Consider the following 25,941-nt stretch of genomic DNA (forward strand, 5'->3'; position numbering starts at 1 on the left):
GCCGGTATCAGTAAGGTCACCGCCACCATTAATGGTCACAGCCAGAGCGTCGACACCACCTTTGTGGCAGACGACGGGACAGCAACCATTATCAGTGGCAATTTGACGGTCACGACTGACAATGCCAAAGCCAACGGCACGGACACCAACGCTGTTCAAGCCAAGGTTACCGATGCGAACGGCAACGTGGTTCCGAATGTTGCCATTACCTTCACTGCGGATAACGGCGCGACGGTCACCACCACGTCAACCAACACCGATGAAAATGGTTTGGCGACGACAACGCTGACTAACGTCACTGCGGGAGTATCGAAAGTGACTGCGACGACCAATGGTCATAGTCAAACGGTAAACACAACCTTTGTGGCAGATATCACGACGGCTATCGTGACAGAAGTGACACTGGTTGATACGGTAACTGACAAAGTTGCCAATGGAACCGACTTCTTTACCTTTGATGCACTGGTAAAAGATGCGCATGGAAATCTGGTGCCTAGTGCCACAGTCACTTGGTCCCAAGACAAAGGCAACTCGGTCGTACTGGCTTCAAGCAGTGAGACTGACGTCAACGGTAAAGCGACTATCGCCCTAAAAAGTACCAAAACCGAGGCGCTGCTGGTTCAGGTATCAGCTTCCATCGGAAGCGGTGCGGCAGTTAATGCAGATAAGAAAGTCAACTTTAAGGCTCAACTCGTCACGCTGCATGGTGCGACGACCAACGCAGTCAACAATGCTGTAGTGCCTAATACCAAAATTGAACTCTTCTTGTCTCAGAGCGATACCACGCCAGCCTATTCGGCAACCAGCGGATCCGATGGCAAATACACCATTAGCAATCTTCCACAGGGCGTCTATTATGCGAAAGCGAGCGCGACTGGGTTTATTACGCAGAATGCAACGGTAGACGTACAGGACGTTCTCGATCTTGAGCAGAACTTCGTTCTGTCACCAAATCTCGATGGTAAAGCTGCGCGTATCGTCCTGACTTGGGGAAGTACACCAGCCGATTTAGACTCCTATCTGTGGGTGCCAAAGGTAGGTGCGCCAAGCACGATGATCAAGGTGAATTACGAATCTAAATCCCCCACAGGGGCCGATGCTGTCCTTGATGTTGACGCAAGAAATGGCAACGGACCAGAGACAATCACCGTGAACAGCCTACATCCTGGTGTCTATTGCTACGTGGTCAATAGATTTACAGGCTCACCACAAAGCTATGGCGGCGCAAAAGTGAAGCTTTATTTATCTGACGGCACCACTCAGGACTTTAATATTGAAGATGCAGGAAGCACTGGCAACATGGCTAACTGGACGGTATTCAAGATTGATACCACTTCAGGCCAGACCGATGTTAGCGTCGTCAATTCAATCAATAGTTCTAGCAGCAGAGGTGAATGTAGCTAACACCTATCATTAAAAGGTTTATCTAACGACAAATGGCGCTAAAAGTATTTAGCGCCATTTTTTTATGGTAGGGGAAATAATATCAATAAAACAAGCACTCATCATTCAGACAAGTGCTTGGCACCGCATTAAATATCAGAGAGGTTGTGGCGTTTTTCATTCACCAGAATGAAACTAGAATACTGGATTTTCGAGCACAAAGTTTCCAATTTCATCTTGAGCTGCATGGTATAAATTTTCTTGGCATCCTTATCCATAATGTTTTTGTTTGAGTTTAAAAACTTAAATCCTTCGGTAATCTTACTGTAATCCTCAGCATACCTTGGATACTGAGGCGCATTCTCTTCGCGAAGAAAATTATAGTTATCCATGCATTTATTGTTCGTTGAAGAATATGAATTCCCTCCAACCACGCCCCCCTTCGGGGGCGTATTCTCCTCCGTAGGGCTTAGCTGACTGTTAGCATAAAAATAGTCATATTCAAGATCGTTCCCTTGGTAGTTTTGGTTTGTTTTATTTGATGACGAGCAACCCGCTAACAAAAATGCGGCTCCGGTTATCAATATACTGACCTGCCTTTTATTCATATAGCATCCTTTTATAAAAATGTAGGTATGTTGACTTAAACCATAAAGAAAGAATCTAGCGACCAACAAAACCTATGATGTACAGGCAAACACAAAGTTATTTGCCCGACCAAATAAATAAGTATTTTTAACCTTATTAACATTGATATTAATTTCTTTTAGGTCTTTATATCTAAAAAAGAGAAAGTCGAGTATAGGCTCTGGTGCAAACGACTCTTCAACAGAATCATGAGAATAGGTCACCAGCCTTGCATCATAAATAACGAGTTTTTTTGGCGATATGACACGATATTTGAAATCAACGCTTCTAATGATATCTTGCGAAGCTCCGTTCCTCGTCAGATACCCAATGATCTCAGCATGCCCCTGCATTTTATTGTTTAAGCTCAGAGAAATATTCCCGTCAAGTATATCGTGACTCTCATCATCTCTATAAGTGAACTCGTTATTACATGAAAAGTTGTATGATGGCTCGTAGATGACAGAAACATAAACAATTTCAAAAATGAGAGTAAAAGACAAAATAGCTAACACAATAATTTTATTATTCATTTTGTATAGTATCCTTTACAAAAAAAGTATTCATTTCTCTTTTTATCAACAACACACTCGGCGAGAAATGCCCTACCACTTCCGCGACTTTCTGGCTTGGAAATAAATTCCTTTCCTGGTAAGCATTTTATATTGTTCCGTTTTATCAGGTCGTTAGAAGCCTCGAGAAGATCACGGGATTGGCCGCGCGTATACTGAGGTAATACCCTGATCTCGCAAGTATCATACTGACCCACCCCCGAGGTTGATGTCTCTAAGCTAAACTTTTTGTTTTGAGATAAAACATAGGCGATAAGCGCCAGAATGCATAAAGTTAAAATAGACATCATTACCCTATAGAAATAATATTGTGTTCTCTCTTTTGGTGCACTCTCCCTCGTGGCAATTTCTGAAGGTACAGGGCTATACTCTTTCTCCACACTTATCGCTTCATTAAAACAAAAACCGACCTTAGGAATGGTTTTAATGACTTCCTCATCTATGCCTAAAAGAGAAAACGTTCTTCTGAGAATAGAAATGTATTGATTTAGTGTGTTATTTGACGATCGTAACCCTTGCTTATCCCATATATCTTCTAAAATATTCTCTCTAGAAAGAATAACGCCTTTATTGTTGAGCAGCATGCATAACAGGTTGCAGTTGGTAATCGTAAGATTTATCACCTGTTCAGGACTATCAATACTCCAGATAGCTCCGTCAGCGGGTTTAAATCTCACCGTATCACTAATCTTATAAATCATAATTTTCACACTATAATGATTCAATTTACGACTCTCGTATCAGAGAAAATTAGCTATAACAACAGATGGTTTTTCTGCTTTATAGTGATGAGAAATAGTTTCGTTATAATCTTATAGATGAGAATCTTTCACATATTCATCCCCACAGATTTATCCCTATATTGCTCTAGTTTTACCTGAACAACGCGACATCATAAGAATCATCTCAAATTAAAACGAAGGGGTAAAACATGTGATGTGTGTGATTTATAGTTTTTATAAAAATTTTATTTCAGAATTTCACTACGCTAAATAGATAAAAAATCCAATTATAAATAAATTATAATAGCAATGTGGATAAATAGTCTGCCACGTGCACTTCAAACAGAATATTAGCCATAATTTGATAGAGACGTAACTTTGAGAAAAAGTGATAGTTTTTAGGAAAATTACCGCATTAATTGCCAGTAAAAATCAAGTTTCATCTCTTTTTTTTCACAAGAGCATTATTATTTCAGCGGCGGTCATTAAAATATAAACCTACATCATCCACACTCTCACGACCATTTTTTTCGTTTTCTGTCTGCAGCATAGATTTAAATATTGGTTAACAGCAGTGTGATAGCGTAATTATTCTTAATTCATCAAGATCAGAGTGAAAAAACATCAGTCTATAATCATATTAACTTTGTCAGTGCCCTTCAATTCGTTTCCATTATCATTTAACTTAAAATATTCATAACATAAAAGCAACGTGGAATATTGCTGTCCTACATCAACCGTTCTACCCTATTCTGGTTGACGATAAATAAAACCACGATATCTATCGCGATTTTCCTGTAATAGGTGCATAAAAAGTAAATCAGCGATCATATTTTATGCAGTAGTCGCGGCAGTGAAGCCACTGCGATGATTTTTTCACCATTATGTTATGCCACCGATGCCACAAAAATGATCGCGTTAAACAGACCAGAATGACCCGCTTGAGATGATTAATTCTTTATATCTTTCAATTATAGGAATAATTTACTCCTTAACGTTGCACCACAGAGAATACCAACATGAACATTGATTTATCTCGCCTTCAAACCGAAGGCCGTAATACCGCCAGTGAAAACATTGACACCCTATCGACGCTAGACATGCTGACCATCATCAATCAGGAGGATCAGAAAGTCGCGTTAGCCGTAGAGCGCATCCTACCGCAAATAGCCCAAGCCGTAGACGCCATCACTCACGCGTTCGCTCAAGGTGGCCGCCTAATTTATTGCGGAGCTGGAACCTCGGGGCGTCTCGGTATTCTGGATGCCAGTGAATGCCCTCCTACCTACGGAACTCCGCGAGAACAAGTGGTAGGTCTTATTGCCGGTGGGCATACCGCGATTTTACGCGCCGTTGAAAATGCCGAAGATAATGTCGCTCTCGGCGAACAGGACATGATAGAGAATCAGGTTGGTGAACGTGATGTTGTCGTGGGGATTGCCGCCAGTGGACGCACTCCGTACGTCATTGGTGCAATGAAATATGCGCGTACTCAAGGAGCAACCGTCGTTTCACTGACCTGCAACGCTAATAGCGCCATGGGTCAATTAGCCGATATCGCTCTTGAAGCCGTGGTGGGACCCGAAGTGGTAACCGGCTCCTCAAGAATGAAAGCCGGTACTGCACAAAAAATGGTGCTCAATATGCTTACTACTGGCGCCATGATCCGTAGCGGAAAAGTCTATGGCAATTTGATGGTGGACGTTGAAGCGACCAACGCCAAACTGGTGCAACGTCAGATTGATATCGTGATGCAGGCTACGGATTGTGATCGCAGCACCGCCATCAAAGCACTTAGCGAATGTGAAAGACACTGCAAAACAGCCATTCTAATGATCCTCGGCCAGCTGTCAGCCGCTGAGGCCAGCGCTGTTTTGACACAAAATAACGGGTTTATTCGCCAGGCATTAGGTGCTAAAGGGGTTTAACTATGGCAAAAATAACGGATGCCACGATCGTGCAAATTCTGACATGTGTCGGTGGCAGCCAAAACATTGCCCTGTGCGGAAACTGCATGACAAGACTGCGTCTTACCCTGCATGAGCGCAGTCTTGTCGATCACGGTGAATTAAAAAAAGTTCCCGGCGTGATGGGCGTTATCGAAGGTAATGACCAACTACAAATTGTTCTTGGCCCTGGCAAAGCGCAAACAGCCAGTGAAATGATGAACGCATTGCTTGCTCAGAATCACGCCAGCCAAGAGAGAGAAGCTACGCCAGCTGATTTGCATACGCTCGCCGCCGCCAATAAGCAGCAGCTCAAGAGTAAACAAACGAGCGGGTTCCACAGTTTCTTAACCAAATTCGCCACCATTTTTACTCCGTTGATCCCCGGTTTTATCGCGGCAGGTTTACTGCTCGGTATTGCTACGCTGTTACAGCAGACACTCGTCCTCGAAGGAAGCACCGCACCGCTGTGGCTGACGGGCCTGATTGGCTATATGAAAATATTCAGCATGGGTTTATTTACCTTTCTGAGTATTCTTATCGGCTTTAATGCCCAAAAAGCCTTTGGCGGCACCGGCGTTAACGGTGCCATTATTGCCTCATTATTTATCTTGCGCTACAGCGCAGAAGGCACCGTCGGTTATTACGCAGGTATCGATAATTTCTTTGGGCTGGTCATTGACCCGCGCGGCAATATTATTGGCGTACTTCTCGCTTGTATATTCGGCGCGTGGGTTGAACGCAAAGTGCGTAAAATCATTCCCGATAATCTCGATATGATCCTCACGTCATCCATCACGTTGCTTATTACCGGCGCGGTAACCTATGTCGTTATCATGCCGATTGGTGTTGAACTATTTAAAGGCATGTCATGGCTATTCCTGCATTTAAATGGCAATCCTTTCGGCACCGCGCTGCTGGCTGGACTCTTTTTAATCGCAGTAGTATTCGGCATTCATCAAGGATTTGTACCGGTGTATTTTGCGCTGATGGATGCGCAGGGTTTTAACTCACTATTCCCTATTCTTGCCATGGCTGGTGCGGGACAAGTTGGCGCTGCATTGGCCCTTTATCTCAAAGCCAAACCAGGTTCTACGTTACGCTTGCAAATCAAAGGCGCAATATTCCCCGGCCTGCTCGGAATTGGCGAACCGTTAATTTATGGCGTAACGCTACCACGCTTGAAGCCTTTTATTACCGCCTGCTTCGGCGGTGCCGTAGGGGGATTCTTTATCGGTTTAGTGGCTTATATGGGATTACCCATCGGCTTAAATACCGTATTTGGTCCATCGGGGTTGGTTTCAATACCACTGATGACGTCTTCACAGGGGATCTACGCGGGGATCATGGTTTATATTGCTGGAGTATTTATCTCGTATGCCGCTGGATTTATTTTCACCCTACTTTTCGGCTGCAAAAACGTCGATTTGACTTAAACAGAAATACGTTTAACAAATGTCTTGGTTTTTAAGCCTGCGCGCCTTGTTGACTAAAGGAGCGCAGGTTTCACATGAGTTACAGCATCCACTCTATCGGCAAATAATAGGCAATACGCGCCAAAATACGTTTGTATAACGGGCTATCCGGTTCTTTACGGTGAATGTATTCCTTGCCGTTTTCATATTCTATCCAGTGAATTTTCCTTCGCCGAGTGAGCATTAGCTGAAAGGCTTTATCGTGCAAACTGGCAATAAAGCGTTGATGGGTCAACGTCGTTAACGATTCGCTCTGAATCACAAATCCCATCTCGGTATTTAGTCGTGCAGAACGCGGGTCAAAATTAAAAGATCCAACAAATACGAGCTTGCCATCAACGGCAAAGGTTTTCGCATGCAAACTCGAGCCAGAATGCCCCGTTAAACCGCGGTCACGTAGGCGGTCATTACGCGTAAAATCTTCGCTTTCGTTCGCTTTCATTTCGAAGAGTTCGATTCCACAGCGCAGCAGCATTTTTCGCCATTTGGCATAACCCGCATGGACAATAGCCACATCATTTGCCGCCAGTGAATTAGTCAGAACGGTGATCTTCACACCTTGTTTCGACAAATGAACCAACTGTGACACACCGGTTCGCGTGGGAACAAAATAAGCAGAGATAATATCCATGCTAATTTTCGGCACACCAATCATCTCGAACAGGCGTGAAGCCATTAGCGCCTTGGTAGCAAGTTCCCCTAACCCTTTTCGCGGATCGTCACTAAATAACTGCACTTTTGCCCAAGTTAACGAAAGCTGATTATTTTCCATTTGGCGCGCTAACAATTTGTCACGTAGACGCTTTAGATACTCTTTAGCTCTCGCCCGCCCCCCGACTTCAGCAATCGTTAACCCGTGTAAATAGCGATAATCCGAAGCCTTACCCAGCACGTCTTCGGCGGGTGATACACAGGCTGAATGCCAATATCGCTCGAAATCTTGGCATACGTCCTCAACCACCTTCCCAACGGCCAGCACATCTAAGTCGGAAAATAGCGCCTGATCGCCAATACCAAAATATTCGTCACCCACGTTGCGCCCGCCAACAATAGTTGCCTGACCATCAAACGTCATGCTTTTGTTGTGCATGCGACGGTTGAGCCGTTTAAAGTCAGTCAAATAACATAAGCAGCGCATCCTTCTCAGCTTGAAAGGATTGAATAATTTAACGCTAATATTGGGATGAGCATTCAGGCGACGCAAAGACTCATCAAGCCCGCCAGTGTTATTGTCATCCAGCAGCAAACGCACTTTTACTCCACGCTCAGCGGCACGAAATAAGGCGTTAAACAGTAAGCGTCCGGAAATATCGTTGTGCCAAATGTAGTACTGAACATCCAGCGTTTTTTCAGTCATGTTGGCCAGCAAATAGCGAGCAGCAAAGGCGTCATTGCCTTTTTCTAGCGGGTATACGCCACTGAGTTCAGGATGAAGCTGACATAAAGGCTGAATCAATCGGGCTAGGCGAGTCTCGATAGCAGGTTTATTGCTCATAGCAAAAATAACTCACAGAATCACCCTTATAAAAGAGGCCATCGAATAAAACCGAAGCCAAACCGTGTGCATACATCATAGGCTAAAAATATAGCATGGCAGGAAAACCGCATGCAGAGGGTTTTTCTCAAAAGATTGCTCGCCGATAAATTGCCGCCAATAACGCATTTATTGTTTAAAAAGAGGAGCGTAAACACCACGCGTAAGCTGCACATTAAATGTTCCAGTGTCTAAATGTTATACAGATCACACTCTGCTGCCAAAACCCTTTTAAAAGAGTACAATACGCCTTCAATTCTAAGGGCGATTTGCCCCTGCATGTACAACGTTTTAATCGCGTGAACAAAGGGTGAGGTTGTTGTGTTTGAGAGCTATGGTGTACTCAATATCTGGACATATGTACTAGGTGCGATTTTCATCATTATGGTACCGGGGCCGAATACGCTGTTTGTCCTCAAGACCGGTATTACACGGGGAGTCAGAGAGGGTTATAAGGCCGCTCTCGCCGTTTTTATCGGTGACGCCGTGCTCATCTTTTGCGCCTACATCGGTATTGCATCGCTCATCCGCTCTTCGCCGTTTTTATTTTCGCTGGTGAAAATGTTAGGTGCGCTTTATCTGCTCTATCTTGGGCTGAAAATCCTTTACAGCACGTTGGCGAAAAAAGGCCAAGAGCAAAGTGCCGCTAAAGAAGAGCCTGAGCACACGTTCCGCAAAGCTCTCACCCTAAGTTTAACGAATCCCAAAGCGATTCTGTTTTACGTTTCGTTCTTTGTGCAGTTTATTGATATGGATTATGCACATACCGGCGTCTCTTTTGCGATTCTGGCGGTTATTTTAGAAATGATTAGCTTCTGCTACATGACGCTGCTGATCTTCTCTGGTGCCGCGCTGGCACATTTCCTCAGCGAAAAGAAACGCCTAGCAAAACTGGGAAACTCAATGGTTGGTCTGCTGTTCTTAGGATTTGCGACTAAGCTCGCCACATCCGCCTAGCAAACTGAAAATGAGGAAAAGCGCCTGAAATGGTAACATCGTTCACTTAAGCTCGATTTTAGGGGAGCACCACGCGGTGTGATAGACCCGATAGCTTAAACGAACAAAGTTACCTGTGATGGCGCTTTTTTATGCGCAAAGCTCAGTGTATTACATCACTCAACAGAGACAACAGATTCGTCGCCTTTTTTACGATAGCCATAGCTGAACACGCATTATTGAATAACATCCACGGCAGGCTGCGGCGGTAAGAAAAGAAGTGAAGTTAGGCGAGTTAACAGAAATAATCAATCCTTCTCATAAAAATCAAGCATTCTGTTTCCTAATAAGACGAAATTCATATTTCGTCCTTATTTGTTTATTATCCAAACACTCTTTTACTCAGAATTTATTCTGGCATTTTTATTGAGATAACTTTACAAAAATATATTTATCCTTATTGAATTGTTGTTCAATTTATTTTCATGTCCAGTAGTATCTCTGGTCAGGAATTTATCTTTTTGTTTGTGCAAGACCACAGACTAAGGTGATTAAATTGAGCACTAAAGGACAACATCAGCTGCTGGTAGAGTCACTGTCTGAATGGATAGAACAAAATCTAGATAAGCGAATCGTGATTGATGATATCGCCGAGCGAGCGGGATATTCTAAATGGTATTTGCAAAGATTATTTAAAGAGGTGACTGGCGATAATCTGGCATCTTATGTGCGCCACCGTCGTTTAATGCGAGCGGCAGCGGAATTGAAACGCACAGACAAAAAAATTATGGATATCACGCTACAGTATGGTTTTGACAGTCAGCAAACTTTTACCCGCGCATTCAAAAGGCGCTTCGGTACTTCTCCTGGCTTATTCAGACAAACCCCATCGCCATTGAGCGACAGCTAGACCGTGCTATCCCCTCCCAACCGTCCTTACTAAGGAGGGTCAGGAGGGGAATGACATTATTTTTTCACTGAATCCTGCAGTTTCGCATCAGCCTGCCATACACGGTACTTAACATCGACACCCTGCGGCACGTAAACCACAATCGGCAGTCGGCTGTTATAACGCTGCATTGCGGCATCGCCCAGATTAGCGATAACAAATTCACTGCGTTTGGTGTTGTCTGGGCAAGCCATCATGGTTGATGCTGGTTCGGAAATTTTATCCATTACCAGATAATCATAGCCCCAGCCGGATAACGTTTTACTTTCCAGTTTTCCGCCCATCATATGGTGGTTGCAGTCAACTTCCATCGTTTTACCGATCATCAGTTCAACTTTAAAGTTGTTTTCATTTTCCTGCTTCGGTAAGTAAATAACCTGACGGCTCATGCCTTTCTCCGCCTGCGGATATGGCGCAACCTTTTCCAACGGTTGTTTACTGATATCTTCATGGGAGTCTGCGGTGGCTGCAATTGCACCGGCAGAAGATGCCAACAACAGGCTGGCTAATACGGCTGAAATCTTGTTCATTATATATCCCTACTATTCTGATAATGATATTAACTGAACTAAATTATCATAGACCAGACAAATATATCATAGGTTAATTCCTATTAATCCCAATTAGAGAAGTGCGATAAAGGCGGTGGGAAAACACATCGTCCTAAATAACCCAAACAGCACTATAAAAATGTTAGACAAAAAAAGCCGTACCGTAAAACGGTACAGCTTTATTTAGCCGATGCTTATTTATCTATACTGAATTATTCTGCGCCTTGGCTGCGCAAATAATCCTCATAGTTACCGGAGAAATCAATCGTCTTGGTCGGCGTAATTTCAAGAATACGCGTTGCCAAGGAGCTGACAAACTCACGGTCGTGTGAAACGAAGATCAGAGTGCCTTCGTACATCTCCAGCGCCATGTTCAGCGCTTCGATGGATTCCATATCCATGTGGTTAGTCGGTTCGTCCATAACCAGAATATTTGGACGCTGCATCATCAACTTACCAAACAGCATACGGCCCTTTTCACCACCGGACAGCACTTTCACCGATTTCTTGATGTCGTCTTGGCTAAACAGCAGACGCCCTAAGTAGCCGCGCACCACCTGCTCGTCATCATTCGGCTGTTTCCACTGGCTCATCCAATCAAACAGCGTCAGGTCTTCAGCAAATTCACTTTCATGATCCTGCGCGTAGTAACCGATATTGGCATTTTCAGACCACTTAGCAAAACCCGTGTCTGGCTGTAGTTCGCCCACCAGCGTTTTCAGCAAGGTGGATTTACCCACGCCGTTAGTACCTAAAACCGCCAGCTTATCACCCACTTCCAGCAGCATTCTTAGGTTTTTAAACAGTGGACCATTGTCAAAACCTTTGCTCAAGCCATCAATTTCCAACGCATTACGGAACAGTTTCTTGTCCTGCTCGAAGCGAATGAAAGGATTCTGACGGCTAGACGCTTTAATTTCATCCAGCTTAATCTTATCAATTTGGCGCGCACGCGAAGTTGCCTGCTTAGACTTAGAAGCGTTGGCGCTAAAGCGACTAACAAAAGATTGCAGCTCGGAAATTTGTGCTTTTTTCTTGGCGTTATCAGACATCAAACGCTCGCGCGCCTGTGTTGCCGCCGTCATATATTCATCGTAGTTACCTGGATATACGCGCAGTTCGCCGTAATCCAAGTCGGCCATGTGCGTACACACCATATTCAGGAAGTGACGGTCATGGGAAATGATGATCATGGTGCTGTTACGTTCGTTCAGCACGGTTTCCAGCCAACGGATGGTATCGATATCCAAGTTGTTGGTAGGTTCGTCGAGCAACAGGATATCTGGGTTAGAAAACAGCGCCTGAGCCAATAGCACACGCAATTTCCAACCCGGAGCGATTTCGCTCATCAAACCATAATGCTGTTCAACAGGAATACCCACGCCCAGTAGAAGTTCACCGGCGCGAGACTCTGCGCTATACCCATCCATTTCACCATAAACAACTTCTAGATCGGCGACTTTATAGCCTTCTTCTTCGGTCATTTCTGGCAGCGCATAGATGCGATCGCGCTCTGATTTCACGTCCCACAGTTCAGTGTGGCCCATGATAACGGTATCAATAACGGTATAATTTTCGAATGCGAACTGGTCCTGACGCAGTTTACCCAGACGCTCGTTCGGATCTAGGAAGACATTACCGCCGCTTGGTACCAGATCACCGCCGAGAATTTTCATCAGCGTGGATTTACCGCAGCCGTTTGCTCCGATAAGACCATAGCGATTACCACCGCCAAATTTGACGGAAATGTTTTCAAACAACGGCTTACTGCCGAACTGCATCGTGATGTTATTGCTGATTAACAAGACTAGTACTCTTAACAAATGTGATTTTGGGCACATTATGCCATAAGTTGGCGCTTTTATCGCCCTTGAGAGCAAGATGGAAAAGGAGATAATGAAAACCGTGTAGGAAGGCAAGGTAGCGGCATCTAGCAATGAATACCGCTACCCCCAGCAACATCTTAAGTTACAAGCACTTCAACACAGAGTTTGAATCAGAATGAGAAGCAAGAGCAGCCTAAAGCCCCCCAGAATGCCTGCTCGTCTGAAACAGGGATCGCTGATTTACGCGCTTTATCATGTGAATGACCATGCACACCACACGAACCGCAGCATTGGTGCGTTTGCACCATCACGCCCGTTTTATTGGCAACAGGAGGAGCCGAGCGGTAATGTCCGGGCACGCTCACAACCGGCGACCATTCCGGCACAACAGGGATCGGTGGCGGGGCTAGCGGAGTAAAGGCACCTGCGGCGTATACCACTTTACCATCCACGATGGTCATCACGGATTCAATGCCCTTAATGGCTTCTTCTGGAACACTAAAGAAATCTTGAGATAACACGACCATGTCGGCTAACTGCCCAGCCTGAATCCGACCTTTTTTGCCTTGTTCATTGGAAAACCAAGCACTCCCGGCAGTCCATAGCTCTAACGCAACGTCGCGCGATAAGCGATTGTTGTCATCGTACATCGCCATCCCCCCCACGGTGCGGCCAGAAACCAACCAGTACAACGCGGTCCATGGATTGTAACTGGCTACACGCGTTGCATCGGTTCCCATTCCCACAGGAACACCCATCTCCAACATTTTGCTAATCGGCGGAGTCTGTTTCACCGCATCCATGCCATAGCGCTCAGCAAAGTACTCGCCCTGAAACGCCATACGATGCTGTACTGCAATGCCACCCCCCAATGCTTTGACGCGTTCGATATTTTGCTCTGTGATGGTCTCTGCGTGGTCAAAAATCCAGTGCAGACCGCTGAACGGGATTTCACGATTCACTTTCTCAAACACATTCAGCATACGCGAAATAGATTCGTTGTAAGTCGCGTGTATCCGGAACGGCCAGCGATTCTCAACCAAATGGCGAACCACGCGCTCCAATTCATCTTCCATATCTTCCGGTAAATCAGGGCGCGGCTGTAGGAAGTCTTCGAAATCTGCCGCTGAAAATACCAACATTTCACCTGCACCATTCGCACGATAAAAGTCACTACCTTGCCCCGGCGTCAGCATATCCGTCCATTTCTGGAAATCATCCAATTCTTGCTTAGGACGCTGCGTGAACAGGTTATACGCAATGCGTACGGTCATCTGTTTTTCGTCATGTAACTGCTGAATGATTTCGTAATCTTCTGGATAATTTTGAAATCCTCCCCCTGCGTCAATCGCACTCGTCACCCCCAAACGGTTTAACTCACGCATAAACTGACGGGTAGAGTTAACCTGCATCTCCAACGGGAGCTTAGGGCCTTTAGCTAAAGTGGCATACAGGATCATCGCATTAGGCTTTGCAATTAACATCCCCGTTGGGTTGCCTTTTGCATCACGTACGATTTCCCCGCCCACAGGATTCGGCGTGTCTTTAGTGTATCCCACGGCTTTTAACGCAGCGCGATTTAACAATGCTCGATCGTAAAGATGTAACACAAAGACGGGAGTATCTGGCGCGGCTTCATTTAGCTCTTCGATCGTTGGCATTCGGCATTCAGCAAACTGGAACTCTGTCCATCCGCCAACAACCCGCACCCACTGTGGCGACGGCGTGCGATCGGCCTGCTCTTTCAGCATACGTAGCGCATCAGCAAGGGAAGGCACCCCTTCCCAACGCAGTTCGAGGTTATAGTTTAAACCACCACGAATCAGATGTAAGTGGGAGTCATTTAAACCAGGAATAACGGTATGACCTTTTAAATCAACAATCTGAGTTTCATCACCAGCAAAGCTCATCACTTTGGCTATGCTGCTGGCGGCCAGAATTTTTCCGTCCTTAATGGCTACGGCATCCACCCGTGGATTTTCACGATCAAGCGTATGAAATTGACCATTAGTGAGTATCAGTGAAGCATTTTGAGACATAAGTCCTACTCCTATCGCTAAGATCGGCTACTTCTTCAGCCAACCAGCAAATATCCGGGTAACCAGCGGCATCCACATAAACACCACCAGTCCTACGACACAGGCATCGTTGATCAGGTGCAATGCTAAGGAACCTTTCAACGTGGGAAATAGAGTTCCTGTCACCTTCGGCACCAGATTTGTGCTGGGAAAAATGACTAGCAGCGTGATCAGGAACTGCTTCCACTTCTTCGGTTTCTTTACCGTTGGACTACTTGGCGTAAACCAAAATTCAGGCTCGGTGCGCACCTCATAATGCTCAGCCTGTGCCAAAATCGGGGCGACTTCGGCCACCAGCGTTTTACGCTGCTCGGAGTTTATCCATGCATAAAGGTTATCCAAGGTGTCAAAACGAATCACAATGTTATAAACATCGCTGCCCGCTGCTGGCCTAATAACATGCACTCCCAGATGCCCCGGAAATTGCTGAGCGGCAGGCATGATGCGTGCGAGCCACTCCTCGTAGCTTTTTGCTTGGTTAGGTTGCAAATTATGCGTAATAGCCAAGGTCACGGTATTGGTTGTTGCCATTTAGGGGCATCCTGATGGGAAAATGGGATATCGGCGGGAACATCGCCCGCCGCAGGTTGCAATGAGTTTACGCTTTACGTTCTGGAGCCCCATGCACCAAAGTGTAAGCATAATCCACGCCCATACCATAGGCGCCGCTGTGCTCGCGCACTAAGTCCATTACGGCATCGTAGGTTTCTTTGCGCGACCAATCACGTTGGTATTCCAACATAACCTGTTGCCAAGTCACGGGTACTGCGCCAGCTTGTACCATGCGCTCAACGGCACGCTCATGGGCATCAACTGAAGTCCCCCCTGAAGTATCTGTTACCACATAAACTTCAAAACCTTCCTCTAAAGCCATCAATGCTGGAAACGTTAGGCATACTTCAGTCCACAATGCTGAAATAATTAATTTTTTGCGCCCCGTTGCTTTCACTGCTTCTACAAAAGCCTTATCTTCCCATGAATTCATGGAAGTGCGTTCAATAGGCTTAATTTCAGGATGAACAGCCAGCAGCTCTGGCCAAATATAACCGCTGAAGCTTTTGGTCTCGACTGAGGTATAAATCGTTGGAACATTGAAGATCTTGCCCGCTTTAGCCAATGCCACTGTATTATTTTTCAAGGTTTGACGGTCGATATTAGCCACACCAAATGCCATTTGGGGCTGGTGGTCTATAAATATCAAGGTAGAGTTTTGAGGATCGATTAATTCACGAATTGACATAAAGCATCCTTAATTATCATTAGGTTAGAGCGTACATGCGTACTTTCTGTGAACAGGGTTCATCCTAAACGTTTCATAAGAATGGTTGATAGCTAGAATTTTCTAACAACTCATTAAGTTATTTTATGTTGAGTAAAATCTTATTTATTATTATCGAACTAATAGTATTGTTGATATTTTTCACTTTACCTATTTTAATTTACCTAAAATCTCATTATAAATAGAACATAGTGCTATACATGGCAGTAACCCATTGGGGGAGTTAACGTTAATTAAGCCCCCCCACCCCAAAAAGAAATTTCCTAGATTTACTCCCAGCAATGCAAAACTTAATATTTACGTATGCTAGGATTATCTTTTTAGTAATAGTAGAAGGTCGCGATGCGTGTAAATTTAGATGTTCTGCTGATTCTGGATGCGCTTGAAAAACACGGCAGTTTTGCGGCAGCGGCAGAATCCCTCTTCAAAACCCCCGCAGCACTCAGCTATATGGTGCAAAAGCTAGAAAATGATCTCAGCATCAAACTACTGGACCGCTCCGGGCATAGAGCTAAATTTACCGATACAGGTAAAGTCGTTTTAGAGAAAGGTAGGGTGCTTCTTAGTGCCGCACGTGATTTAGAAAAACAGGCGATTCAGATTGAATCAGGATGGGAAAAAGAGCTGACTATCGCTATCGATGGTTCTTTCCCATTTCATTTGCTGCTGCCAATGATTGAAGAGTTTTATCAGCTTGGATGTCTAACACAGCTCAGATTTACTCATCATACCCTTTCAGGTTCATGGGAACAGTTAACGCAAAACGACGCAGATATTATTCTCGGCGCCATCAATGAGCCTCCCACATCAACAGAATTCTCTTATCGTATGCTAGGTATGCTTGAAAATGTGTTTGTCGTATCTCCCGCACATCCGCTAGCCAAAATTGATGAATCACTTGATCCGACGTTGATTTGCACACATCGCGCTATTGTTATCGGTGACACAGCAAAATTCAGTACGGGTCAGACGACAAATTATTTGCAAGAGCAAGAACGAATGGTGGTTTATGATTTCAATCATAAACTGCTGGCGCTGATTTCAGGTTTAGGCTGCGGTTTTATGCCACGCCATATTGTTGAACCTTATTTAAAAAGCGGAGTGCTAGTAGCCAAGCAAACGACATCTAGTCGCCAGAAAGATCTCGCGTATTTAGGGTGGTGTAATACCTCAGAAGGGATCGCATCTCGCTGGTGGCGTGAAAAAATTCTAAACAGCGAACTTATCCAACATATGTACAGCTACGAGTAAACCTCAAAACACAGCACATCTATTGCGTATATTGCTGGCGAATAATGTCTGACATCCAGTCCATAAAAACTTGTACCCGCCTCGCCAAATTTCTGCGATGCGGATACAACAGCGAGACAGGCATCGGCGGCGGTGATAATTGAGGAAGGATCGCCACTAATGTACCGGCATCCAACGCAGGCTGCACACCAATAATGGGCACCTGAATGATACCCAGCCCCGCGATGCAGGCTGCGGAATAGGATTCAGTGCTGTTAACTGTTAACGCTCCTTTCATCTCCACCTGCTGCACATCCCCCTGCGCAGTAACGAACTCAAACCTATCGCTCTGCCCAACTTGAGCGTTTTGGTAGTGAACCATCTGATGAGACTGGAGATCGGTGGCGTTTTGCGGACAGCCATACTTTTGCAAATAAGCTGGGCTCGCACAGTTAATCATTTGCAATTGACCTAAAGGGCGAGCGATCAAACCCAAATCCTGCAGCGTTCCTACTCTAACCACACAGTCAAAACCTTCCTGTATGAGATCCACGCGTCGATCGCTGCTGCTGAGCTCTAATTCCAGCTCGGGGTGGGCCGCCAAGAAGTCGGCCAAAGACTGCTGGATGACAATTTTGGCTAACCCACTTGGCATATCAACGCGTAGGCGGCCAGTGAGAGGCGCGCCAGATGCTCGAAATAGGCTCTCTAGTTCATCAATATCAGCTAGCAAACCTTTACAGCGCTCATAACAACGATGTCCATCCTGCGTAAGCGTGACTTTGCGAGTCGTGCGGTGCAGAAGCTGGGTACCAAACTGGTTTTCCAATTGCTGAATAGCGCCCGACACCGAGCCCTTAGGCAGTCCTAATCGCTCAGCCGTGCGGCTAAAGCTAGACAACTCAGCTACGCTAACAAATACCTGCATGGCGCTGATTTTATCCATCATCAATTATTCTATTTAAATGAACAGTGTGGTCATTTTTAGCATGTTTATCTCGCTTAAAACAAACAATATGCTTATCGACATCGCTAACTCAGGCGACTCCTAACACGAGGGTTTTAGATATGAGCAATAAAATTGCATTGATCACCGGCGCGAGTCGTGGCTTGGGTAAAAGCATGGCGTTGCACCTAGCAGCTCATGGAATTGATGTCATTATCACCTACCGTAGCCAGCAGCAGGAAGCTGAAAATGTGGTACAGCAAATCCAGCAAGCCGGAGCTAAAAGCGCGGCTTTACCGCTAGATGTCAGCCAAATTTCCACATTTGCCGATTTTCGTCAGGGTTTAGAGCAAACGCTCAAACAACAGTGGGGACGCCATACTATCGATTTTTTGGTTAACAATGCCGGTATTGGCATCAATGCTCCTTTTGCTGAAACCAGTGAACAGCAGTTCGATCAGTTGATGAACATCCAGCTTAAAGGCCCCTTCTTTCTCACCCAAACTCTGCTGCCCGTTATGGTCGACGGTGGGCGTATTCTGAACATTTCTACCGGTCTCAGCCGCTTTGTTCTGCCCGGTTTTGCCGCCTATGCCGCCATGAAAGGCGCAATGGAAGTACTCACCCGCTATCAGGCGAAAGAGTTAGGCGCGCGCGGGATTAGCGTGAATATCTTGGCGCCAGGCGCAATTGAAACCGATTTTGGCGGCGGAGTGGTACGCGACAATAAAGAAGTTAACGCCTTCATTGCATCACAGACGGCGCTGGGTCGCGTAGGACTACCAGAAGATATTGGTAAAGCCGTTAGCATGTTGCTTTCTGACAATGCTAACTGGGTGAATGGACAACGTATTGAGGCATCTGGCGGGATGTTCCTATAATTTCAGCAACGCCGCGCTTTTCACCTTCCCCCCTTCCCACTCGTTGTGGGAGGGTTCTTCATATAAATACATGCTTATTGAGTTTAAATGAAAAGATAAGCCTGCTTTTAGTTCAATCCAAATATATACCCCTGGGTTTTCCACTGAATAAAAAACAGCTCAATGTTATATTTATGTTTCATCTAAAAATTGAAAGTTAAAACTCACAGATAAATATCACCACGATAATCAGATTTTCTTTAATCACTAAAGTTTTACCTCAACCTGCCGAAAACAAAGAGCACTTCCCGCGGCAAAGCGAGTGCTATTTGCCGTATTGGCATCTCATTAAAATTTCAGGTTGTGCTATGTTCGAACGATTAAAAATCTCCCAAGGCTTAATGGGGGTTTTAGCCCTATTCTGCATTATTCAGATATTCTCCGGTGCATGGAGCATTCTAGACGCCTCCGGAACCAATAATCGCCTCACGCAAATCTCTTCCGGCTTTAATCAAATCATGGCAATGGATAACGCTTACGCGTCGGTTACCGAAATCCGTGAAGAGGTTCTTAAAGATGCGCTGATGCTAGCCACCCAGCCACAAAGCAATGAGGCCAAAAAGTCCCTTGGTGAATTGCGCCAGCGCCTCACCGAAGTCGATCAATTGATGGAAAAATTCTATCAACTGTCGCATTCAAACCAGAACGAAAACGAGCGCACCAAGAACGTCAAAAATTTGTATGAAAAAGCACGTGGCGATCTGTTGCAATTAATTATTAGTCTAGAAAATAGCGATATCGTACGTTTCCAATCAATTATGCATAATAGTTCGGCCATGCATTTTATGTCTGCGCTTGATGATACTTCTGCCTATGTTGCTAACGATATTATTACACCTGCCGCGGACGCGGCGCAGGCCAGTTATCGCCAGATGGTGCCGTTATCCCTGACATTTATTTTCGTCTTTGTTCTGCTAACAGGCGCGGTGCTGGTTTGGATCAGAAAATATGTACTCAACAAAATTAATCAGGTCATTGACTATCAGGCTGAGATCGCACACGGAAATTTAGCCATTGAAATTAACGCCAGCGGAAATAACGAAATCGGAAAACTGATGCAGGGGCTCAGCCATATGCGCAATGAGCTGGCAAATACCGTTAGCGCTGTTCGTGCTGGCACACAGAATATTTATACCGGCGTGCAAGAAATTGCCGCAGGCAATAGCGATCTGTCAAGCCGCACTGAAGAACAAGCCAGTTCGTTGGAAGAGACGGCCGCTAGCATGGAGCAACTCTCTGCAACGGTGAAAAACAATGCTGAAAGCGCAAGTGCAGCGACTTCACTGGTGAAACGAGCATCGCAAAGCGCGGTCAACGGCGGTGAAATTACCCGCAAAATGGTCGTCACCATGAGCGATATCGCGGATAGTTCACGCAAAATCGGTGATATCACCAGCGTCATCGACGGCATCGCCTTCCAAACCAATATATTGGCACTGAATGCGGCAGTAGAAGCGGCTCGCGCCGGCGAGCAAGGCCGTGGTTTTGCCGTTGTCGCGGGTGAAGTTCGTAGCTTGGCGCAGCGTAGTGCTCAAGCGGCTAAAGAGATCAAAACGCTGATTGATGCATCGGTATTGCGCGTCGGTCAGGGCAACGATCTGGTGGAAAACGTCAGCGGAGCCATGACAGAAATTGTCACCTCCATTGGCCAAGTCACCGAAACTATGCAAGAAATCTCAAGTGCTTCCGAAGAGCAGAGCCGTGGAATTGCGCAAATTGCGCAGGCGGTTAACGAAATGGATAAAGTCACCCAGCAAAACGCCGCTCTGGTTGAGCAATCAGCCTCCGCCGCAAGCGCATTGGAAGATCAGGCCGACCGCCTGAATCAAACCGTTTCCCTTTTCAAACTTTCCACATCAGCGCCTGCGGTCGCGCGCGTTCAGCCACAGGCTACGCCTGCGCCGAAACTGAAAGCGGTCGTTGAAGATAACGGAGAGAATTGGGATAGCTTTTGAGGTAGGGGAATACATTGAATCTAAGGCTAAATGACGTACAGTGTCATATTCCATACGCCTAACTTGCTGCAGACGCTCATGTTGGGTAAAAAGGCCACAGGGATGTGGCCTGCCGCGACGCTTAGATGCCGCTTTGGATAAAAGCGTGAAGGATGGAATATCACGCCGATACACCACAAAGCTGCATCGTTATGTCTATTTATGGTTTAGCTTTCCTTGTATACCACACAAAATCCGCGTTACTTTTATCAACCTTTACGCCCTCTTCCGCTAGCATCACCACCGTGAGTTCGGTCATAGGCGCAATATCTTCGACATGAAGCGGTACGCCTAATGCTCGGTTGGCATGATACCCACCAACGATAAGCAACGCTGGCGTCGGTGCAGCAAGTAAGCTTTCAGCCATGCGGCGATCGCGCTGTTGTTGAATAGCGAGCATGGCCTCTGCCTGTTTAGGTTCTAACTTACCGCCATGGGATTCTTCAATCGTTTTAGCTATCGCTTCACGTACCGAAGGCTGGGTACTCAGCGCACCGGTAACCGCAAGTGGATGCTCATAGAATTTTTTGATTTCGCTGCGATCGAGATTAGCTGACAGTAGTGGATATGAACCCGCTAACGCCGCGGTTGTGACGCCGGAATACAGTTCCCACTTCCAACCTTTCTGCCATGCTGTTTGTTCTGTAATCTGCTGACCGGTCAACGATTTCCCCTGCTTTAACTGGTCTTTTACCGCATTGACCTTGTCTTGCTGGCTCGGCGTAATCATCTCCATCAGAACACTGCCCTGCGTTCGCTGGCGCGGTAAAGACTCAACCAGCCATTGCTCGATTTGATGATGTTGAAGATTGTCGTGTTTTTCCCCCACAATAACGCGCGGGCGATCGCGGAGTTTGGCTAACAATTGCTGCGGCGTGAGTTTCTGTCCGCTATGGAGATCAACAATATTATCCTGCGGCACCGTATGGATAGTCTGGGTGTGCTGACCCATGCCACAGGCGCTCAGTAAAAAAGCCGCCGCCAGTAGTCCAATCTTTTTCATGCCATAACCTTTGAGTCATTAAATTTCCTATAGTTTAAACTTAATGATAATCATTGTCATATGGCATTCACCGGCAGCGGATAACGTTCGCTAATCGAGATCTAAGCTCATCACTGAAACCCATTCACCAGAAACTTCGCGTTTCTCGATCTCCTTCCAGCCTAATCGTTGATAGAGCTTTTGCTGATCGGGCGTATAAAGATAAAGCTGTTTTATGCCTTTTTGCTGCGCCTGTGCCACACAGGCTTTGGTAAGCGCCGAGCCAACGCCTTTACCGCGATGTTCTGGCGGCGTAAAAACTTCACCAAGCCAAAATCGGCGTTCAGGACGATCATCCAACTCATGCACAATAACGCTGGCCGTGCCTAGCAATTGCCCATCTTCAACGCAAGCAACCAACGTAAACTCCTCGCTATCGGGATGATTACGTTTGATAAAGCGCTGCTGAATTCCCTCCTGCGTGCTCCAGCGTGGCAAGCTTGACCATTCCCAATGCAGCAATGCGGCTATTTGTGGGATATAGGGTGAGTTATCGTCAATTTTTTCAATCAACATAGCAATTCCCTCAGCAATTGAAATGCCGTCAACTGACCGTTGGCGGCATTAGAAAACCCAACAATAACAGCTTTATAGCGGCTTCGTCTGCGCCTCAACCACGGACAGCGCCACCATATTGACGATACGGCGAACCGAAGCAATAGACGTCAGAATATGCACGGGCTTACTTACCCCCATTAACACCGGCCCGACGGTCACACCTTCCGAAGAGGAGACGCGCAACAGGTTATAGCTAATACGCGCGGCCTCCATATTTGGCATAATCAAAATGTTGGCTGCGCCTTTCAGAGGGCTGTCAGGCATCACATCATTACGGATGCTTTCCACCAATGCGGCATCACCATGCATTTCACCGTCAATCTCAAGCTCTGGCGCAGCCTCGTTGACCAATTCCAATGTACGACGCATTTTGCGCGCGGCAGGGCAATCTGAAGCACCAAAGCTGGAATGAGACAGCAGAGCCACTTTAGGCTCAATCCCGAATCGGCGTACGGTTTCAGCCGCCATCAGGGTGATCTCAGCCAACTGCTCGGCGGTTGGGTCGTCGTTCACATAGGTATCGGCGATAAAGGTGTTGCCACTTGGCAGCAGTAGCGCATTCATCGCCCCCGCAACATGTGCCCCTTCGCGGAAACCGAACACGTTGTGTACCACGTCGTAATGTTCGTGGTAATTACCAATCGTACCGCAAATCATGGCATCAGCTTCACCCCGTTGCAGCATAATGGCGGCGATCAGGGTTGGATTACCAATGACCGCTCGGCGCGCCTGCTCCTGCGATACGCCACGACGTTTCATGATGTCGTAATATTCACGCCAGTATTCGTTGAAGCGCGGATCGGATTCATTGTTCACAATCTCAAAATCTTTTCCGGCTTCAATTTGCAGCCCCAGCTTTTTCAGGCGCATCTCAATAACATCGGGCCGTCCAACCAGAATCGGCGATGCGATACCTAACGTAACCAGCTCTTGCGTCGCATGCAGTACGCGCTCCTCTTCCCCCTCCGCCAGCACGACACGTTTTTTCTCTTTTTTCGCCTGTGAGAAAATCGGTTTCATGAACAGATTAGTTTTGTAAACAAACTCGGTCAGATGCTCAATGTAAGCATCAAAATCCTCGATGGGTCGCGTTGCTACGCCAGAATCCATCGCGGCTTTTGCCACCGCAGGTGCGATTTTTACAATGAGGCGAGGGTCGAACGGTTTTGGAATGATGTATTCAGGGCCAAAGGAGAGATCCTGATCGCCATAGGCAGAAGCCACAACATCACTTTGCTCAGCCAGCGCCAAATCGGCGATAGCATGTACACAGGCTAATTTCATCTCTTCGTTAATGGTGGTTGCACCCACGTCAAGCGCACCGCGGAAGATGAATGGGAAGCACAGTACGTTATTCACCTGATTCGGGAAGTCTGAGCGCCCCGTACAGATAATTGCGTCTGGACGTACCGCTTTGGCTAATGGTGGCAAAATTTCGGGTTCAGGGTTGGCCAGCGCAAGGATCAGCGGATCGCGCGCCATGGTTTTCACCATATCCTGAGTCATTACGCCTGGACCAGAACAGCCAAGGAAAATATCCGCATTCGGGATCGCATCCGACAGCGTACGCCAGCCATTATCTTTAATAGCATAGGCGCGCTTGCTTTCAGCCATGTTCTCTTCACGCCCCTGATAGATAACCCCTTTGGAATCACAGGCGGTAATATTTTCATGCTTCAATCCCAGCGCCACCAGCAGGTTTAAGCAGGCAATCGCTGAAGCGCCAGCGCCTGAAACCACAAGGCGCACATCGCTAATCTGTTTTTTCACTACGCGCAAACCGTTGAGTACGGCGGCGGTACAGATGATAGCTGTACCGTGCTGATCGTCATGGAAAACGGGGATCTTCATCCGCTCGCGCAGTTTTTTCTCGATATAGAAACACTCAGGCGCTTTGATATCTTCGAGGTTAATGCCGCCAAAAGTTGGTTCTAATGCCGCCACAACGTCGATCAGTTTATCTGGGTCGAGCTCATCAACTTCGATATCGAACACATCGATTCCGGCGAATTTCTTAAACAGGACGCCTTTACCTTCCATGACAGGCTTACCCGCGAGTGCACCAATGTTCCCCAAGCCAAGCACCGCGGTACCGTTAGAGATAACGGCCACTAAATTTCCACGTGCGGTGTATTTATAAGCGGCAAGCGGATCGGCAGCGATCTCCAAACAGGGAGCCGCCACGCCCGGTGAATACGCGAGCGCTAAATCACGCTGAGTGGCGAGGGGCTTGGTCGGCACAACTTGGATTTTGCCTGGAATCGGAAACTCATGAAAATCAAGCGCACTTCGTTTTAATTGTTCGTCCATCGTAGGGTCCTTTTTGCTTTATAAGAGCTAGGTTTCGCTAGACCAGTATAGTGGGCAAAACAACTTAATCTATGAAGCGTGCCATAAAGCAGAAAACAAAAAGTTTTATTTATTGCAACAATTTACTCATGGCTAGGAAACGAACAGGACATATTGTGGAGGGCATTAGAAGAGTGGCTCAGCGCGTTTACGCCGAGCCAAAAGCAGGTTAATTCATCCAGCCCTGAATTTGGGCATACTGTAACAGCATGATGGTTTTGCCATCTTTGATTTCGCCGCTCTTAATCATATCGAGAGCTTGTTGGAAAGGGAGCTCTAAAATTTCGATATCTTCATCTTCGATTCCACCACCGGCCGCCACTTTTTGGCTATGAGTATACGGAGCCACAAAGAAGTGAATAATTTCGGTGACACCGCCGGGAGACATGTAGGCTTCAAATACCTTGGTCACTTCGCCGACGTCAAAACCGGTTTCTTCCATCGCCTCACGCCGCACGCAATCCTCGGGTGCATCGTTATCCAGCAGACCGGCAATGGTTTCGATCAACAGGCCGTCGCTGTTGCCGTTGAGATAGGTCGGAATACGAAACTGACGGATAAGCACTACGCTCTTTTTTTCCACGCTGTATAACAACAACGTGGCACCATTTCCACGGTCATAAACCTCGCGCATCTGGCGAACAGTACCGCCATTATGCCGAGTTAAATCATAGGTGTATTGACGCAGAACTGCCCAATGATCGGATAAAACTCGATTGCTGATCATTTCAATTTTCACGCAGTACAACTCCCTTACGAATGCGGGGCTCATTAGATTCGAGCGGAAGAAGCAATATAAGGCGAGAACAGATAATTGGGAATGATTGCGCGTGCTAAATGAGATTTAAGTTGGGGGCTATGTGGGATGGATTTCCGCTCCGGTTTGGAACGCTAATCTTCTATGGGATTGTAGTGAAATATTTCGTTCGCCAGTCAGCACATGCGTTTCCATGACACCGCTGCCGAAGGCGACCGATGAGGGGCGCCAGCCGCGCCCCTTCAATCCTCGCGCTTTTTATCCGAG

The 25,941-nt window shown here is 46.4% G+C and carries 22 protein-coding genes; 8 read left to right on the plus strand and 14 right to left on the minus strand.

From position 1 onward, the window contains the following. Nucleotides 1-1,404, plus strand: a 1,404-nt coding sequence (locus HMPREF3091_RS02930; RefSeq protein WP_210403538.1) for an Ig-like domain-containing protein, incomplete at its 5' end; no start/stop codon positions are given. Between the two features lie 128 nt (nt 1,405-1,532). On the opposite strand, the gene HMPREF3091_RS02935 is transcribed toward HMPREF3091_RS02930, so the two are convergent. From HMPREF3091_RS02935 to HMPREF3091_RS02945, 3 genes are all read right to left on the minus strand, one after another. Next, nucleotides 1,533-1,991: a hypothetical protein gene (locus tag HMPREF3091_RS02935; protein ID WP_004088731.1), complete on the minus strand. Its 459-nt coding sequence runs from the start codon at nt 1,989-1,991 to the stop codon at nt 1,533-1,535. Between the two features lie 72 nt (nt 1,992-2,063). Then, complete coding sequence (locus HMPREF3091_RS02940; RefSeq protein ID WP_004088733.1) at nt 2,064-2,543, minus strand: hypothetical protein; 480 nt, start codon at nt 2,541-2,543, stop codon at nt 2,064-2,066. Continuing rightward, complete coding sequence (locus tag HMPREF3091_RS02945) at nt 2,540-3,283, minus strand: winged helix-turn-helix domain-containing protein (RefSeq protein WP_070714146.1); 744 nt, start codon at nt 3,281-3,283, stop codon at nt 2,540-2,542. The genes HMPREF3091_RS02940 and HMPREF3091_RS02945 overlap by 4 nt, the downstream gene beginning before the upstream one ends. A gap of 1,040 nt (nt 3,284-4,323) precedes the next feature. Between HMPREF3091_RS02945 and murQ the strand changes: the two genes are divergently transcribed. Together murQ and murP are read left to right on the plus strand one after the other, a co-directional pair. Continuing rightward, complete coding sequence (murQ, locus tag HMPREF3091_RS02950) at nt 4,324-5,232, plus strand: N-acetylmuramic acid 6-phosphate etherase (RefSeq protein WP_070714149.1); 909 nt, start codon at nt 4,324-4,326, stop codon at nt 5,230-5,232. A 2-nt stretch (nt 5,233-5,234) separates the two neighbouring features. Next, entirely contained in the window at nt 5,235-6,686 is a 1,452-nt protein-coding gene (gene murP / locus HMPREF3091_RS02955) for a PTS N-acetylmuramic acid transporter subunit IIBC (protein ID WP_070714152.1), read from the plus strand. A gap of 79 nt (nt 6,687-6,765) precedes the next feature. Here the strand turns inward: murP and HMPREF3091_RS02960 are convergent, their stop codons facing one another. After that, nucleotides 6,766-8,220 (minus strand): phospholipase D family protein, encoded by a 1,455-nt coding sequence (locus HMPREF3091_RS02960; protein ID WP_070714155.1) that lies wholly within the window; start codon nt 8,218-8,220, stop codon nt 6,766-6,768. Between the two features lie 360 nt (nt 8,221-8,580). Between HMPREF3091_RS02960 and leuE the strand changes: the two genes are divergently transcribed. Both leuE and HMPREF3091_RS02970 read left to right on the plus strand, forming a co-directional pair. Further along, the gene (gene leuE, locus HMPREF3091_RS02965; protein WP_004088748.1) at nt 8,581-9,216 is read left to right on the plus strand and encodes a leucine efflux protein LeuE; all 636 of its coding nucleotides are present in this window, start codon (nt 8,581-8,583) and stop codon (nt 9,214-9,216) included. A gap of 535 nt (nt 9,217-9,751) precedes the next feature. Then, nucleotides 9,752-10,105: a helix-turn-helix domain-containing protein gene (locus HMPREF3091_RS02970; RefSeq protein WP_035502031.1), complete on the plus strand. Its 354-nt coding sequence runs from the start codon at nt 9,752-9,754 to the stop codon at nt 10,103-10,105. Between the two features lie 56 nt (nt 10,106-10,161). On the opposite strand, the gene eco is transcribed toward HMPREF3091_RS02970, so the two are convergent. From eco to HMPREF3091_RS02995, 5 genes are all read right to left on the minus strand, one after another. After that, nucleotides 10,162-10,674 carry a serine protease inhibitor ecotin gene (gene eco / locus HMPREF3091_RS02975; protein WP_004088757.1) on the minus strand — a complete coding sequence of 171 codons (513 nt, stop codon included), beginning with the start codon at nt 10,672-10,674 and terminating at the stop codon, nt 10,162-10,164. Nucleotides 10,675-10,907: 233 nt separating this feature from the next. Next, nucleotides 10,908-12,500: an ABC-F family ATPase gene (locus HMPREF3091_RS02980; RefSeq protein WP_040012360.1), complete on the minus strand. Its 1,593-nt coding sequence runs from the start codon at nt 12,498-12,500 to the stop codon at nt 10,908-10,910. A 191-nt stretch (nt 12,501-12,691) separates the two neighbouring features. After that, on the minus strand, nt 12,692-14,560 hold the full coding sequence (locus HMPREF3091_RS02985) for an amidohydrolase (protein WP_070714159.1): 1,869 nt from the start codon (nt 14,558-14,560) through the stop codon (nt 12,692-12,694). A gap of 27 nt (nt 14,561-14,587) precedes the next feature. Further along, nucleotides 14,588-15,130 (minus strand): antibiotic biosynthesis monooxygenase, encoded by a 543-nt coding sequence (locus HMPREF3091_RS02990; protein ID WP_004088765.1) that lies wholly within the window; start codon nt 15,128-15,130, stop codon nt 14,588-14,590. Nucleotides 15,131-15,197: 67 nt separating this feature from the next. Beyond that, nucleotides 15,198-15,839 carry a hydrolase gene (locus tag HMPREF3091_RS02995; protein WP_004088768.1) on the minus strand — a complete coding sequence of 214 codons (642 nt, stop codon included), beginning with the start codon at nt 15,837-15,839 and terminating at the stop codon, nt 15,198-15,200. A 381-nt stretch (nt 15,840-16,220) separates the two neighbouring features. Here HMPREF3091_RS02995 and HMPREF3091_RS03000 point away from each other — a divergent pair, with 381 nt between their 5' ends. After that, the gene (locus HMPREF3091_RS03000) at nt 16,221-17,129 is read left to right on the plus strand and encodes a LysR family transcriptional regulator (protein WP_004088771.1); all 909 of its coding nucleotides are present in this window, start codon (nt 16,221-16,223) and stop codon (nt 17,127-17,129) included. A 19-nt stretch (nt 17,130-17,148) separates the two neighbouring features. Here the strand turns inward: HMPREF3091_RS03000 and HMPREF3091_RS03005 are convergent, their stop codons facing one another. Beyond that, nucleotides 17,149-18,054 carry a LysR family transcriptional regulator gene (locus HMPREF3091_RS03005; RefSeq protein ID WP_070714177.1) on the minus strand — a complete coding sequence of 302 codons (906 nt, stop codon included), beginning with the start codon at nt 18,052-18,054 and terminating at the stop codon, nt 17,149-17,151. Nucleotides 18,055-18,176: 122 nt separating this feature from the next. On the opposite strand from HMPREF3091_RS03005, the gene HMPREF3091_RS03010 reads away from it, so the two are divergent. Continuing rightward, on the plus strand, nt 18,177-18,935 hold the full coding sequence (locus HMPREF3091_RS03010; RefSeq protein ID WP_070714161.1) for an SDR family NAD(P)-dependent oxidoreductase: 759 nt from the start codon (nt 18,177-18,179) through the stop codon (nt 18,933-18,935). Between the two features lie 347 nt (nt 18,936-19,282). Then, nucleotides 19,283-20,929, plus strand: coding sequence for a methyl-accepting chemotaxis protein (locus HMPREF3091_RS03015; RefSeq protein WP_070714165.1), 1,647 nt, complete (start codon nt 19,283-19,285; stop codon nt 20,927-20,929). Nucleotides 20,930-21,128: 199 nt separating this feature from the next. Here the strand turns inward: HMPREF3091_RS03015 and HMPREF3091_RS03020 are convergent, their stop codons facing one another. From HMPREF3091_RS03020 to nudK, 4 genes are all read right to left on the minus strand, one after another. Next, on the minus strand, nt 21,129-21,971 hold the full coding sequence (locus HMPREF3091_RS03020) for a ChaN family lipoprotein (protein WP_070714168.1): 843 nt from the start codon (nt 21,969-21,971) through the stop codon (nt 21,129-21,131). A gap of 90 nt (nt 21,972-22,061) precedes the next feature. Then, nucleotides 22,062-22,526 carry a GNAT family N-acetyltransferase gene (locus HMPREF3091_RS03025; protein WP_070714170.1) on the minus strand — a complete coding sequence of 155 codons (465 nt, stop codon included), beginning with the start codon at nt 22,524-22,526 and terminating at the stop codon, nt 22,062-22,064. Nucleotides 22,527-22,598: 72 nt separating this feature from the next. After that, nucleotides 22,599-24,878, minus strand: coding sequence for an NADP-dependent oxaloacetate-decarboxylating malate dehydrogenase (maeB, locus tag HMPREF3091_RS03030; protein WP_070714173.1), 2,280 nt, complete (start codon nt 24,876-24,878; stop codon nt 22,599-22,601). A gap of 208 nt (nt 24,879-25,086) precedes the next feature. Beyond that, on the minus strand, nt 25,087-25,689 hold the full coding sequence (nudK, locus tag HMPREF3091_RS03035) for a GDP-mannose pyrophosphatase NudK (protein WP_004088940.1): 603 nt from the start codon (nt 25,687-25,689) through the stop codon (nt 25,087-25,089). Between the last annotated feature and the right edge of the window lie 252 nt (nt 25,690-25,941).

Origin of the sequence: Hafnia sp. HMSC23F03 (assembly GCF_001816025.1) — a bacterium.
Taxonomy (GTDB): domain Bacteria; phylum Pseudomonadota; class Gammaproteobacteria; order Enterobacterales; family Enterobacteriaceae; genus Hafnia; species Hafnia paralvei.

What these genes read in the sequence shown, in the direction of transcription:
- HMPREF3091_RS02935 (WP_004088731.1), bottom strand. Translation starts at nt 1,991, where the DNA reads ATGAATAAAAGGCAGGTCAGTATATTGATAACCGGAGCCGCATTTTTG.
- HMPREF3091_RS02940 (WP_004088733.1), bottom strand. Translation starts at nt 2,543, where the DNA reads ATGAATAATAAAATTATTGTGTTAGCTATTTTGTCTTTTACTCTCATT.
- HMPREF3091_RS02945 (WP_070714146.1), bottom strand. Translation starts at nt 3,283, where the DNA reads ATGATTTATAAGATTAGTGATACGGTGAGATTTAAACCCGCTGACGGA.
- murQ (WP_070714149.1), top strand. Translation starts at nt 4,324, where the DNA reads ATGAACATTGATTTATCTCGCCTTCAAACCGAAGGCCGTAATACCGCC.
- murP (WP_070714152.1), top strand. Translation starts at nt 5,235, where the DNA reads ATGGCAAAAATAACGGATGCCACGATCGTGCAAATTCTGACATGTGTC.
- HMPREF3091_RS02960 (WP_070714155.1), bottom strand. Translation starts at nt 8,220, where the DNA reads ATGAGCAATAAACCTGCTATCGAGACTCGCCTAGCCCGATTGATTCAG.
- eco (WP_004088757.1), bottom strand. Translation starts at nt 10,674, where the DNA reads ATGAACAAGATTTCAGCCGTATTAGCCAGCCTGTTGTTGGCATCTTCT.
- HMPREF3091_RS02985 (WP_070714159.1), bottom strand. Translation starts at nt 14,560, where the DNA reads ATGTCTCAAAATGCTTCACTGATACTCACTAATGGTCAATTTCATACG.
- HMPREF3091_RS02990 (WP_004088765.1), bottom strand. Translation starts at nt 15,130, where the DNA reads ATGGCAACAACCAATACCGTGACCTTGGCTATTACGCATAATTTGCAA.
- HMPREF3091_RS02995 (WP_004088768.1), bottom strand. Translation starts at nt 15,839, where the DNA reads ATGTCAATTCGTGAATTAATCGATCCTCAAAACTCTACCTTGATATTT.
- HMPREF3091_RS03000 (WP_004088771.1), top strand. Translation starts at nt 16,221, where the DNA reads ATGCGTGTAAATTTAGATGTTCTGCTGATTCTGGATGCGCTTGAAAAA.
- HMPREF3091_RS03005 (WP_070714177.1), bottom strand. Translation starts at nt 18,054, where the DNA reads ATGGATAAAATCAGCGCCATGCAGGTATTTGTTAGCGTAGCTGAGTTG.
- HMPREF3091_RS03010 (WP_070714161.1), top strand. Translation starts at nt 18,177, where the DNA reads ATGAGCAATAAAATTGCATTGATCACCGGCGCGAGTCGTGGCTTGGGT.
- HMPREF3091_RS03015 (WP_070714165.1), top strand. Translation starts at nt 19,283, where the DNA reads ATGTTCGAACGATTAAAAATCTCCCAAGGCTTAATGGGGGTTTTAGCC.
- HMPREF3091_RS03020 (WP_070714168.1), bottom strand. Translation starts at nt 21,971, where the DNA reads ATGAAAAAGATTGGACTACTGGCGGCGGCTTTTTTACTGAGCGCCTGT.
- HMPREF3091_RS03025 (WP_070714170.1), bottom strand. Translation starts at nt 22,526, where the DNA reads ATGTTGATTGAAAAAATTGACGATAACTCACCCTATATCCCACAAATA.
- maeB (WP_070714173.1), bottom strand. Translation starts at nt 24,878, where the DNA reads ATGGACGAACAATTAAAACGAAGTGCGCTTGATTTTCATGAGTTTCCG.
- nudK (WP_004088940.1), bottom strand. Translation starts at nt 25,689, where the DNA reads ATGAGCCCCGCATTCGTAAGGGAGTTGTACTGCGTGAAAATTGAAATG.